The following is an 11,715-nucleotide window of genomic DNA, read 5'->3' on the forward strand; positions in this document are numbered from 1 at the left end:
CGACCCGATGCCGCACCGGATGCACGTCGTTTTGTCAGTGGTAACTGATACGACGTACACTTTACTGATTTATAATATATGAATTGATAAATTTTTGCAGGAGCCGGTCATGTCAGCCTCGCCAGCACACATCGAAGCCTTCTTCGACACCGCCACGTCCACGGTGACGTATGTCGTTTTCGATGCCCCGGGCGGTCGCGCGGCGATCATCGATCCGGTGCTCGACTACGACCCGAAGGCGGGACGCACGCATACGGGCTCGGCCGAGCGGGTACTCGCGTTCGTGGCCGACCACCAGTTGAGCGTCGACTGGATTCTCGAGACGCATGCCCATGCCGACCATCTGTCGTCGGCGCGCTGGCTCAAGGCGCGCGTAGGGGGGCGCATTGCCATTGGCGCGCATATTCGTGACGTCCAGCACGTGTTCAAGAAGCTGTTTCATCTGGGCGCCGACGTGCCGCCGGACGGCTCGCAATTCGATCATCTGTTCGAAGACGGCGAGACGTTTGCCATCGGCACCTTGCAGGCCGAAGCGATGTTCGTGCCGGGTCATACCCCGGCCGACATGGCCTACCGCGTGGGTGACGCCGTATTCGTGGGCGACACGCTCTTCATGCCGGACGTCGGCACGGCGCGCTGCGATTTCCCGGGCGGCAACGCGCACACGTTGTTCCGTTCGATCCGCCGCCTGCTGTCGTTGCCTGAAGCGACACGGTTGTTCATGTGTCACGACTATCCGCCGGCCGGGCGCGGCCCGACCTGGCAGACGACGGTCGCCGAACAGCGCCGTGCCAATATCCACGTGCATGACGGCATCGACGAAGACGCGTTCGTCGCCATGCGCGAGGCGCGCGACCGCACGCTCGACATGCCCACGTTGATTCTGCCTGCCGTGCAGGTGAATATCCGCGCAGGCGACATGCCCGCCCCGGAAGCGAACGGCACGCGGTATCTGAAGATTCCGCTTAACGCGCTGTGAACTGATCGGCGAGCGCGTCGCGCGCCCGGGTGACCCATTCGGGCTCGCCCCGGCGCGCAGGCAGCAGATGGAATTCCGCCTCGGGCAGCGACGGCAAGCGCCGCCCAGGTATCAGCGTCTCGAGACGTGCAAGCGACGGCCCCGCTGCCGACGCATTCAGACACGCCACCCCGAGCCCCGCGCTCAATGCCAGTTGCAATCCCGCTACGCCCGACGCCACGTGCGCAATCGTGTAAGGCACACGATGCGTGTCGAGCCATTGCGTGGTGAAGCGATGTAACGCACAGGTGTCGGGCAGCACCAGCAAGGGCAGCGGCGCGCCCGCCTCCAGCACCACATCGGGCGACGCGACCCAATCGAGCGGTTCGCGCGCAAGCGGCCGCGTGTCGGCGACCGAATCGCGGCCGAGCGATTTGCCAAGCACGCGCATCGACAGTCCGATGTCGAAGTCACCGGTCTCGTATCCCGACTCGATGACCCCACTCTTCAGAATCGTGACGTGAATGCGCAGCGATGGGTATGCCACGCCGAGATGCCGCAACATGCGCGCCACGTCCGTCGGCCGGAAGTAGTCGGTGATCGCCAGGCGCAACTCCCCCGCCAGCGAATATCCACGCACGTCGTGCCATGCCTGCTCCGACTGCGCGAGCAGTTGACGCGCGTGGGTGAGCAACCGCTCGCCCGCCGGGGTGGTTGCGACGCCCTGCTTGCCGCGTGTGAACAGCGTCACGCCGATGCGTGCTTCGAGCTTGCGCATCTGCTCGCTCACCGACGACTGCGACAGGAACACGCGAGGTGCCGCAGCAGACAGACTGCCCGCATCTGCCACCGCGACGAAGGTGCGCAACTGGTCGAAATCGAATCCGGGGGCCATGATGCCATCCATTGATATAACCGATGGATGCAATCGTATATTCCCGCTTTTCCGATGTCAAACGACACCCTAGACTGAAGCCGTTGTCTTCACTTTCTTCTCTCTTCAGGAGCCGCACCATGCCGCACATCGTTCTCCAGCTCTCCGGCACGCCCGACGACACCCTCACGCGCAACGCCGTGCGCGCCGTCTCGCAACTCACGGTCGATACGCTGCACAAGGCACCAGAGGTCATTGCCGTAACGGTCGATTACATTCCGCACGCCCGCTGGTTCATCGGCGGCGCGCCCCTCTCGGAACAAGGCAAAAACGCGTTTCATCTGGATATCAGCGTGACCGACGAGACGAACACGAAAGCCGAGAAGGCGAAGTTCATCGCGCAGGTCTTCGAGACACTCTCCGGGCTACTCGGGAACGTGCATCAGTGCTCTTACATTCACGTCATCGATGCGCGCGGCGCGGCTTACGGCTACGGCGGCCGCACGCAGGAATACCGGCATCAGCATTCGGGCAGTTGAGGCGCTTGCGGGAAATGTCCGCCGAAAACCGACAGGGTGTTTAGCGTTGCCGGTTGCGTGTCCATGCGGCTTTTCGGCGAATGGAACGAAACAATTCCAACACTTTTTTACGACTATTTGCTCGTTTCCCTCACGTTCTCCTCGTACGATGAAGGCGTACCAAAACATCGCTTTCAAAGGGGGCGAACATGAAAAAACTTACGCTGACCATCGCACTCGTCGCCGCCACGCTCGGCGGTATCGCCGTCGCGCCGGCCCACGCACAAGTGGGCGTCTCGATCAGCATCGGCGCACCGCCGGCACCACGCTATGAACCCGTCCCGCCGCCGCGCGCCGGCTATGTGTGGGCACCGGGCTTCTGGGACTGGGACGGCCATCGCCACGAATGGCGTGCCGGTCACTGGGAAACCGCACGTCCGGGCTACGCCTACCGCGCACCGGCATGGCACCAGGGTCCGCACGGCTGGGAACTGGACCGCGGCGGCTGGGGCCACGGCGGCCCGGGACCGGATCACCATGACAACCGCGACCATGGCCACGGCCACGGTGGCGGCCACGATCGCAACGACCCTGCGGACCACGACCGCTACCACGGCTGATCCGTCACTCTCGATCCTCCGATGACTTTCGCATGACGCAAACGCCGGCGCTTATCTGCGCCGGCGTTTTGCTAAGGAAAATCGATTGGTTGGGCGCGTGCCTGTGCGCCGTTATCGTTGAGAACCGCTCGCTGCTACCCCCGACCCGAGCGACGATCTACGCACAACGGAGCCCAACAGGCCATGCAAAAGAATATTCGCCCACCGCGCGCAAACCACACTATCACCACCCTCGTCGCCGCCCTGCTCTCGCTCACGGCACTCGCGCCGCTCGCCGCTCACGCCGACAAGCTCGACGACATTAAGAAGGCCGGCGTATTGCGTGTGGCCACCTTCGACAGCAATCCGCCATTCGGTTACGTCGACGCAAAGACGCACAAGATCGTCGGCCTCGACGTGGACTACGCGAAGGCCATCGCCGACAAGCTCGGCGTGAAGCTGGAGCTGCAGCCGACCAACCCCGCCAACCGCATTCCGTTCCTCACGTCGAAGAAGGTGGACCTGGTGCTGGCGAATTTCACGATCACGGACGAACGCGCCAAGCAAATCGATTTCAGCATTCCCTATTTCTCCTCGGGTCAGCAGTTCCTCGCGAAGAAAGGCACGCTGTCGTCGCCGGAACAATTGAATGCGTTGCGCGTCGGTGCCGACAAGGGCACGACGAACGAAATCACGCTGCGCGAGAAATTCCCGAAGGCAACGATCGTCGCATTCGACGACACGCCCTTCGCTTTCGCCGCGCTACGCACCGGCACGGTTCAGGCCATTACGCAGGACGGCCCGAAACTCGTCGGTCTGCTCGCCAACGTGCCGGACAAACAGAATTACGAGATCCCCGCCTTCACGATTTCGAACGACTACATGGGCGTGGGTGTGCCCCGGGGAGAAGCGCGTCTGACCGCATTCGTAAACGACACGCTGCGCGGGCTGGAGAAAGACGGCACCGCCGCGAACATTTACGACCGCTGGTTCGGTCCGAACACGGCCCAGCCGCTGCCGCGTCTGTTCAAGATCGGCGACAAGGCCTGACGCCTGCACGTCGCCGCGCGGGAATGCATGGGGCAACGTCCCCGTGCTTTCCGGCGTTGGCCATGGCACGTCTCACACGCATCGCATCGGACCCCGCTTCATGATCGACTGGCTTGCGCCGAAGTATCTCGGCTGGCTGCTGCACGGCTTCGGCGTCACGCTTGCATTGGCACTGACCGTCAGCGCCGCCGCGACTTGCCTGGGCTTCGGTCTCGCGCTCGCACGCGACACCCGCACGCCGCTACTCTCGCGCACCGCCGCCGCGTATGTCTCGCTGATGCGCAACACGCCGCTGCTGGTGCAGTTGTTCTTCTGGTATTTCGGTGTGGCCGCGCTGCTGCCGGCCAGTGCGGTGCAGTGGCTCTCGCAGGCGCATGCCTGGCATCTCGTGCTGTTCGAGATCCGTTGGCCGACGCTCGAGACACTTGCCGGCTTTCTCGGCCTCACGATCTACACGACGGCTTTCATCGGCGAAGAGATTCGCGCAGGGCTGCGCGGCGTGCCCGTCGGGCAGACGCAAGCCGCCGCCGCGTTGGGGTTGAGCCGCTTCGCCGTGTTCCGTCATGTGGTACTGCCCCAGGCCGTGCGGATTTCGCTCCCCCCCCTGTTCGGACAGTACATGAACGTCGTGAAGAACTCGTCTCTCACGATGGCGATCGGGCTTGCCGAGTTGTCTTACGCCTCCCGGCAAGTCGAGACGGAGACATTCAAGACGTTTCAGGCGTTCGGCATCGCCACGCTCTGCTATGTCGGCGCGATTGCGCTGATCGAAGCGGTGAGCGTCACCACGACGCACCGCCACGCGGCGGCACCCACTCGCTGATCTCGCCGCCCCCGCTCATGGCGTCGGTCCGGTGATGTACCGCCGACCGCCCGATCACCCAATCACCGAATAGCCGAATAGCACCGGACGTCCTCATGAACTTCGCCGCCGTACTCGACAACCTGCCCTATCTGCTCTGGGGAGACTTTCCCGACGGCCCACTCTCGGGTGCCGCGCTCACGCTCGTGCTCGCGACGGTGAGCGCCGTCGCCTCGGGCGTACTGGGGCTCGCCGGGGGCATCGCCCTGGCCATGCTCAACGGCCCGTTGCGCTGGGGACTCACATTCGTCATCGGCTTCTTTCGCGCGATCCCCGTGCTGATGCTGATCTTCTGGACGTATTTTCTGCTGCCGATTCTCTTCGGCGTGGATATCCCCGGACTCGCCACGGTCGCGTGTGCCCTCGCCCTGATCGGCGGCGCCTATCTCTCGCACACGGTGTACGCAGGCATTCGCGGCGTAGGCATCGCGCAATGGCAGGCGGGGATGTCGCTCGGCCTCACGCGCGCGCAGACGCTGCGTCACGTCGTGCTCCCGCAGGCGCTGCGCATCATGACGCCCTCGTTCATCAACCAGTGGGTGTCGCTGGTGAAGGACACCTCGCTGGCCTACATCGTCGGCGTGGCCGAGTTATCGTTTGTCGCCACGCAGGTCAATAGTCGCCTGATGGTTTATCCCGCAGAGGTGTTCGCGTTCGTCGCGCTGATTTACTTCGCGATGTGCAGCACGCTCGAATGGCTCTGCACGACTTGGCTCGGCAAGCCGCTGCACCCGCAGGCGGGCGAGGCAACGCCGGAAACGACGAAGCCCCGGCGGGGCTGGCAGCGCATCGTATCGAGGCGTCTGCCGTTCCCGTCGGGGCTTCGGTATGGCTTGCGGCGTCGCGACCGGCGCGCGGTTTCGGGCGACTTACCCGACCCGGCGCGCCCGGTGGACTTCAGTCACGATTGGCCTGGATGACGGTCAGGGCCGTCATGTTGATGATGCGTCGCACGGTCGAGCTCGACGTCAGCACGTTGACCGGCGCGCCCACCCCCAGCAGGAACGGTCCCACGGCCACGTTGCTGCCGGCGCCCGTCTTGAGCAGGTTGTAGGCGATATTGCCGGAGTCGACGTTCGGGCACACCAGCAGGTTCGCGGCACCCTTCAGGCGCGAATGCGGCAGGATACGGCTGCGCAGCGCTTCGTCGAGTGCGCAATCGCCGTGCATTTCGCCGTCGATCTCAAGCTCCGGTGCCTGTGCCGACACCATCTCCAGCACGCGGCGCATCTTGGTGCCCGATGCCGCGCTGCCCGAGCCGAAGTTCGAGCGCGAGAGCAGTGCGACCTTCGGGTTGAGGTTCAGCCACGACATCTGCTTGGCCGCGGCCAGCGTGAATTCCGCGATCTGCTCGGCCGTCGGATCGTCGTTGACGTGCGTGTCGACCAGCGCGACCGTGCGCTTGTCGAGCAGCAGGATGTTCATCGCCGCATAGGTGTTCGCCCCCGCACGCTTGCCAATGACTTCGTCGACGAAGCGCAGATGGTCGTGATATGCGCCCACCGTGCCGCAGATCATGCCGTCGGCATCGCCCAGACGCACCATCATCGCGCCGATCAGCGTGAGACGGCGGCGCATTTCGACGCGCGCCATTTCCTTCGTGATGCCGTCGCGGCAGCGCAGTTCCCAGTAGTTCGTCCAGTACTGATGGAAGCGCTCGTCGTAGTACGGATTCGTGACTTCGACGTCTTCGCCCAACCGCAGACGCAGACCGAATTTCTCGATGCGCGCGAGCAGCACTTCCGGACGCCCCACGAGAATCGGACGCGCGAGCTTCTCGTCGACGATCACCTGAACCGCGCGCAGCACGCGTTCCTCTTCGCCTTCCGCAAACACGATGCGCGCCTTGCCGCCGTCGCGCACGAGTTGCTTCGCCGCCGAGAAGATCGGCTTCATGAACGCGCCCGAGTGGTAGACGAACTGCTGCAACTGGTCGGCGTAGGCGTCGAAGTCTTCAATCGGGCGGGTGGCCACGCCGTCGGCGATGGCAGCACGCGCCACGGCCGGTGCAATACGCACGATCAGGCGCGAGTCGAACGGCTTCGGAATCAGGTATTCCGGCCCGAACGACAGGTCGTACGCCCCGTAGGCACTTGCCACCGAGTCGTTCGGCTCTTCCTGCGCGAGGCCGGCAATCGCGTGCACGGCAGCGATTTCCATGTTGCGCGTGATGGTCGTGGCGCCCACGTCGAGCGCACCGCGGAAGATGTACGGGAAGCACAGCACGTTGTTGACCTGGTTCGGGAAGTCCGAACGGCCCGTGGCGAGCACCACGTCTTCACGCGCGGCGCGCGCCACTTCCGGGAAGATTTCCGGCGTCGGGTTGGCCAGCGCCAGAATCAGCGGACGGGCGGCCATGGTCTGGAGCATTTCCGGCTTGAGCACGCCACCGGCGGACAGGCCGAGGAACACGTCCGCGCCTTCGATCACTTCGCCGAGCGTGCGCTTGTCGGTCTTCTGTGCGAAACGGGCCTTGTCCGGGTCCATGCCGACCGTGCGGCCTTCGTAGACGACACCGTCGATGTCCGTTGCCCAGACGTTCTCGATCGGCAGGCCGAGGTCGAGCATGAGGTCGACGCAGGCGAGCGCAGCAGCACCGGCGCCCGAGGTCACGACCTTCACTTCGCGGATGTCCTTGCCCACGACCTTCAGGCCGTTGATGAAGGCGGCGCAAACGGTGATGGCGGTGCCGTGCTGGTCGTCGTGGAAGACCGGGATCTTCATGCGCTCGCGCAGCTTGCGCTCGACCGTGAAGCACTCGGGCGCCTTGATGTCTTCGAGGTTGATGCCGCCGAAGGTGGCTTCGAGGCTCGCGATGATCTCGACAAGCTTGTCGGGGTCGCTTTCCGTGATTTCGATGTCGAACACATCGATCCCGGCGAATTTCTTGAAGAGGACAGCCTTGCCTTCCATGACCGGCTTGGACGCGAGCGCACCGATGTTGCCCAGACCAAGCACGGCCGAGCCGTTGGTGATCACGCCGACCAGATTGCCGCGCCCGGTGTACTTGAACGACGCGGACGGGTCTGCCTCGATCTCCTTGCAGGGAACCGCCACGCCCGGGGTGTAGGCGAGCGCCAGATCGCGCTGGGTGACGAGCGGCTTGCTGGCCGTCACGGAAATCTTGCCCGGGGTCGGGAACTGGTGATATTCCAGGGCGGCCTGGTGATCGTTGCTGTTGCTCATGGCAATGTCGTCCTCGTTGATTGTCTCGGCTCCGGTGGGCTGCGGTGCCGTTCTGAAGACGGTTCTCGCCCTGGCGCATCGGAGGTGAAGCCATTCTAGGCAGCCGCCAGCGGGGGGCGATTCTGAATTACTATGGGGGCATCATGTTTTCGTTATGCGCCCGGTAGATCGGGGCTTTCGGCGGTTTCGGGGGATTCAGGACAGATGGGGGCGGTGCCTTTCGATACGGGGGAAGTGGTCCGGCGGCTGACCACTCGACTCAAGATGCGACATCTCGTGCTGTTGCTGCAGATCCAGCAGCACGGCTCGCTCACGCGGGTGGCCGAGCATATGGCGACGAGCCAGCCGGCGGTGACCAGCGCCCTGGCCGAACTGGAAAGCATGCTCGGCGGCCCGCTCTTCGACCGCACCCCGCGCGGCATGACGCCGACCCCGCTGGGCGACGTCGTGCTCGCCCGTGCACAGGCGATGGTCCATGATCTGGATCACCTCACGCGCGACATCGAAGCGGTAATGGCCGGTCATGCCGCCCGCCTGCAGGTCGGCGTGATCCCCTATATCTCGGGCAAGACGCTCGCCGCCGCGATTCAGCAAACGCTTGCCCAGATTCCCCAACGGCTGACCGTCACCCTGCACGAAGGCACCAGCGAGGCGCTCATGGCGCAGTTGCGCGATCACACGCTCGACGTGGTGATCGGGCGCGCGGCGGCCAGCGTCGATCTCACGCAGGTGCAGTTCGAAGTGCTGCATCACCAGATGCCGCGGGTGGTCGCCAGCCGGCGTCTGGCCGCCCGGCTCGGGCGCAGCGCCCCGGTGTGGGCACAGTTGGCGGAACTCGACTGGGTCATGGGTGCGCCTCACACGCCGATGCGCGATCAACTGTCCGACCTGTTCCTGCACGCGGGCGTGGTGCCACCGGTGCCGATCGTGGAAAGCTTTTCGTCACGCCTGACGGGCGAGCTGCTCGCCAGCAGCGAGCGCGCCGTCTCGCTGCTGCCCGCCGATATCGCCGAGGAACTCGTGCGCATTGCGGGGGTGGCGATCGTGCCGTGGTCGCTCACGTGGACGCTGCCGCCCGTGGCGATGTTCACGCGCCGCGAAGACCCGCGCGAGACGCATCGCCTGTTCACGCAGGCCCTGCGCGCCCAGTACCAGACGATGACGAACGGGACGTAAGCCGGTGATCGCCTGTCTTTGCCGGAAAGGCAGGGAAAGGTCTTCTCACGCCAAATTCGGCCTATTTCGCGAAATGGGCCCGTTTCCGCTCACTTTCCCCACGATTGGCCGTGCGACGTCTCGCGTAAGGTGTCGGGCATGAACGACTTCGTCCCCTCCTCATCCGAATCCGGCAAGGCCTCCGAAGGTTGCCCGGCGCCAGTGCCCCCCGAAGCGGCCCCTGTCGTCACGCCCTTCGTGCCGTCGCCGCACCAGATTTTCCTCGCGCCCGCATTGCTGCCCACGCAAGTCGGCCCGGCCGGACTGCGCTTCGATTTCAACGACGGCGCCCGCGTGGTGATTCCCGACTTCGGTCAGCCGCTGCCGTGGCGCGTGCGCATCAGCGACCTGCGCGACGACGCGACCCTGGCCGATGTCTCCCTGTCCTCCGGCGTGGTGCGCAGCCCGGCCAAGTTCTACGTGCCTTATGCCATCACGATCTGGCTGAACGACGTGGTCGTGTTCGAGCACCGCTACGACGCCCGCGATCAGGACGTGCTGGTGCAATTTCCCCTCGCCGCCCTCGGCGACGTGCTCGGCTGGCTGCCTTACGCCCTGCGTTTCGCCGACGTGCACGGCTGCCGTCTCGCGTGCGTGGTCACGCCGGCGGTCGCCGCGTTGTTCCGCGACGCTTATCCCGACGTGGATTTCGTCGCGCAGGACAAGGTCGAACGACGCAAGTACTACGCGACATACAACGTCGGCCTGTTCTTCGACGACAAGGACCTGCGACAACAGCCGCGCGACTTCCGCGCGACCGGCCTGCATCGCACGGCGGCTCACATCCTGGGCGTGGACGACGCCGAGGCCCGCGCGAACACGGCGTTGCCGGACACGTCGCGCCCGATGGACGCACCGTATGTCTGTATCGCAGTGCAAAGCACGGCGCAGTGCAAGTACTGGAACCGGCCGCAAGGCTGGGAGACGGTGGTCACGGGCCTCCGGGCACGCGGCGTGGAAGTGGTGTGCATCGACCTGAAGGCAAGGCATGGCAAGGGCGACTTCTGGCAGACGGTTCCGGAAGGAGCCATCGACGGCACCGGCGATCAGCCGCTGACCGAACGGGCGCGCTGGCTGATGCATGCGAAAGCCTTCGTCGGCCTGTCGAGCGGGTTGTCGTGGCTGGCGTGGACCATGGACACCCCCACAGTGCTCGTCTCGGGCTTCACGCTGCCGCACAACGAGTTCGATACGCCTTTCCGCGTGATCGCCGAAGACGTTTGCACCGGCTGCTGGCACGACCCGGCGTTGCGCTACGATCACGACGACTTCCACTGGTGCCCGCGTCACAAGGGCACGCCACGCGCGTTCGAATGCACGAGGGAGATCACGCCGGAGGCAGTGCTTGCGGCCGTGGATCGCGCATTGAGCCTACACTAGGCGCTTCATTGACCCCACAGCGACTGCGATCCTTAATGGCTCCCAAGGCTCCCAAGGCTCCCACGGCTCCCAAGTCTCCCACTGCGCCTCGCGAACGCTCCGGCGAAGGCGCATCGTCCGCCATCGCCGAGCCCCTGCAAGACCCCGCCTTGCTGCGCCGCCTGCTGCGTGCGAAGGATCGGATGGACGCGGCATCGCACGAAGCCTGGCCGGTCACGCGGCTCGCCGCCGTGAGCGGCACGTCGGCGGCGCATTTCGCGCGCTCGTTCAAGCGGGCCTTCGGCCTGCCGCCGCACCGCTACCTGCTCACGCGGCGCATCGAACAGGCCAATACCCTGCTGCGCGACACGGACCTCAGCATTACCGATATCGCGCTGGCGACCGGCTGGGAAAGTGTGGGCACCTTCGGCCGGATCTTTCGCGACATCACCGGTCACACGCCCAGCACCTTCCGTGCGGCCGCGCGCGAAGGCACCGAACCGCTGGACCGGGTGCCCGCGTGCATCCTCAAAGCCGCCCAACGCCCGGATCTCAACATCGCAGTTTTGGAGAAGCGCCGTCGCGCGGGTACCGGTAAAGTCCGTTCATCAACCAAGGAGCCCTTATGAACTCAGGTATCGGTGTGGTGGGACTTTACGTCGACGATCAGGATGCAGCCCTCGCGTTTTACGTCGACAAACTCGGCTTTCGCGTCCATACGGATGTGGGCAATGGCCCGTATCGATGGCTCACTGTGCAGCATCCGGATCAGCCATCGTTCCAGCTCGGCCTGTTCCGACCCGGCCCGCCGACGCACGACGAGGCCACCGCCCGCACGCTCGATGCGATGGTCGCCAAGGGGGCCATGCCACCGCTCGTGCTGTACGTGGACGACTGTCGCGACAGCTATGCGCGACTCAAGGCCAGGGGCGTGGAGTTCACGCAGGAGCCGGTCGACCGTTACGGCAACATCGACGCGGGATTTCGCGATCCGGCCGGCAACGGCTGGAAAATGATCCAGATGCCGAAGGCATCCGGCTGACGGCGACTGCCGCCGGGCTGGCGGGCCCGGCGGCCCGCCCCGGCGGTATCGT

General features: G+C 65.0%; 11 protein-coding genes and 1 pseudogene. 10 read left to right on the top strand and 2 right to left on the bottom strand.

Translation table 11 applies throughout. The features are described from left to right. Positions 1–109: 109 nt before the first annotated feature. Positions 110–979, top strand: coding sequence for an MBL fold metallo-hydrolase (locus tag ABWO90_RS11140; protein ID WP_353191288.1), 870 nt, complete (start codon positions 110–112; stop codon positions 977–979). Here the strand turns inward: ABWO90_RS11140 and ABWO90_RS11145 are convergent. After that, positions 966–1,853 (bottom strand): LysR family transcriptional regulator, encoded by an 888-nt coding sequence (locus ABWO90_RS11145; RefSeq protein ID WP_353191289.1) that lies wholly within the window; start codon positions 1,851–1,853, stop codon positions 966–968. The genes ABWO90_RS11140 and ABWO90_RS11145 overlap by 14 nt on opposite strands. Before the next feature lie 119 nt (positions 1,854–1,972). On the opposite strand from ABWO90_RS11145, the gene ABWO90_RS11150 reads away from it, so the two are divergent. The 5 genes and pseudogenes from ABWO90_RS11150 to ABWO90_RS11170 all read left to right on the top strand — a co-directional run. Then, complete coding sequence (locus tag ABWO90_RS11150) at positions 1,973–2,371, top strand: tautomerase family protein (protein WP_353191290.1); 399 nt, start codon at positions 1,973–1,975, stop codon at positions 2,369–2,371. A 188-nt stretch (positions 2,372–2,559) separates the two neighbouring features. Further along, on the top strand, positions 2,560–2,970 hold the full coding sequence (locus ABWO90_RS11155) for a YXWGXW repeat-containing protein (protein WP_353191291.1): 411 nt from the start codon (positions 2,560–2,562) through the stop codon (positions 2,968–2,970). A 183-nt stretch (positions 2,971–3,153) separates the two neighbouring features. After that, positions 3,154–3,999, top strand: coding sequence for an ABC transporter substrate-binding protein (locus tag ABWO90_RS11160; RefSeq protein WP_353191292.1), 846 nt, complete (start codon positions 3,154–3,156; stop codon positions 3,997–3,999). Between the two features lie 100 nt (positions 4,000–4,099). Continuing rightward, positions 4,100–4,822, top strand: a complete 723-nt coding sequence (locus tag ABWO90_RS11165) for an amino acid ABC transporter permease (RefSeq protein ID WP_353191293.1) — start codon at positions 4,100–4,102, stop codon at positions 4,820–4,822. A 95-nt stretch (positions 4,823–4,917) separates the two neighbouring features. Then, positions 4,918–5,533 (top strand): annotated as a pseudogene (locus ABWO90_RS11170) (amino acid ABC transporter permease); the annotation flags it as partial. A gap of 225 nt (positions 5,534–5,758) precedes the next feature. Here ABWO90_RS11170 and ABWO90_RS11175 read toward each other — a convergent pair. Next, positions 5,759–8,047 (bottom strand): NADP-dependent malic enzyme, encoded by a 2,289-nt coding sequence (locus tag ABWO90_RS11175; protein WP_353191295.1) that lies wholly within the window; start codon positions 8,045–8,047, stop codon positions 5,759–5,761. Positions 8,048–8,260: 213 nt separating this feature from the next. Between ABWO90_RS11175 and ABWO90_RS11180 the strand changes: the two genes are divergently transcribed. From ABWO90_RS11180 to ABWO90_RS11195, 4 genes are all read left to right on the top strand, one after another. Further along, the gene (locus ABWO90_RS11180; protein WP_353191296.1) at positions 8,261–9,223 is read left to right on the top strand and encodes a LysR family transcriptional regulator; all 963 of its coding nucleotides are present in this window, start codon (positions 8,261–8,263) and stop codon (positions 9,221–9,223) included. A gap of 138 nt (positions 9,224–9,361) precedes the next feature. Beyond that, on the top strand, positions 9,362–10,642 hold the full coding sequence (locus tag ABWO90_RS11185) for an autotransporter strand-loop-strand O-heptosyltransferase (RefSeq protein WP_353191297.1): 1,281 nt from the start codon (positions 9,362–9,364) through the stop codon (positions 10,640–10,642). Between the two features lie 35 nt (positions 10,643–10,677). Continuing rightward, on the top strand, positions 10,678–11,250 hold the full coding sequence (locus tag ABWO90_RS11190) for a helix-turn-helix domain-containing protein (RefSeq protein WP_353191298.1): 573 nt from the start codon (positions 10,678–10,680) through the stop codon (positions 11,248–11,250). Continuing rightward, the gene (locus tag ABWO90_RS11195; protein WP_353191299.1) at positions 11,247–11,663 is read left to right on the top strand and encodes a VOC family protein; all 417 of its coding nucleotides are present in this window, start codon (positions 11,247–11,249) and stop codon (positions 11,661–11,663) included. The genes ABWO90_RS11190 and ABWO90_RS11195 overlap by 4 nt, the downstream gene beginning before the upstream one ends. The last annotated feature ends 52 nt before the right edge of the window (positions 11,664–11,715 follow it).

Origin of the sequence: Pandoraea pnomenusa (assembly GCF_040391475.1) — a bacterium.
Classification (GTDB): Bacteria; Pseudomonadota; Gammaproteobacteria; order Burkholderiales; family Burkholderiaceae; genus Pandoraea; species Pandoraea pnomenusa_C.

Bases quoted from the DNA above. Each gene is read 5' to 3' on its own strand.
- ABWO90_RS11140 (WP_353191288.1), top strand. From the start codon at position 110: ATGTCAGCCTCGCCAGCACACATCGAAGCCTTCTTCGACACCGCCACG.
- ABWO90_RS11145 (WP_353191289.1), bottom strand. From the start codon at position 1,853: ATGGCCCCCGGATTCGATTTCGACCAGTTGCGCACCTTCGTCGCGGTG.
- ABWO90_RS11150 (WP_353191290.1), top strand. From the start codon at position 1,973: ATGCCGCACATCGTTCTCCAGCTCTCCGGCACGCCCGACGACACCCTC.
- ABWO90_RS11155 (WP_353191291.1), top strand. From the start codon at position 2,560: ATGAAAAAACTTACGCTGACCATCGCACTCGTCGCCGCCACGCTCGGC.
- ABWO90_RS11160 (WP_353191292.1), top strand. From the start codon at position 3,154: ATGCAAAAGAATATTCGCCCACCGCGCGCAAACCACACTATCACCACC.
- ABWO90_RS11165 (WP_353191293.1), top strand. From the start codon at position 4,100: ATGATCGACTGGCTTGCGCCGAAGTATCTCGGCTGGCTGCTGCACGGC.
- ABWO90_RS11175 (WP_353191295.1), bottom strand. From the start codon at position 8,047: ATGAGCAACAGCAACGATCACCAGGCCGCCCTGGAATATCACCAGTTC.
- ABWO90_RS11185 (WP_353191297.1), top strand. From the start codon at position 9,362: ATGAACGACTTCGTCCCCTCCTCATCCGAATCCGGCAAGGCCTCCGAA.
- ABWO90_RS11190 (WP_353191298.1), top strand. From the start codon at position 10,678: ATGGCTCCCAAGGCTCCCAAGGCTCCCACGGCTCCCAAGTCTCCCACT.
- ABWO90_RS11195 (WP_353191299.1), top strand. From the start codon at position 11,247: ATGAACTCAGGTATCGGTGTGGTGGGACTTTACGTCGACGATCAGGAT.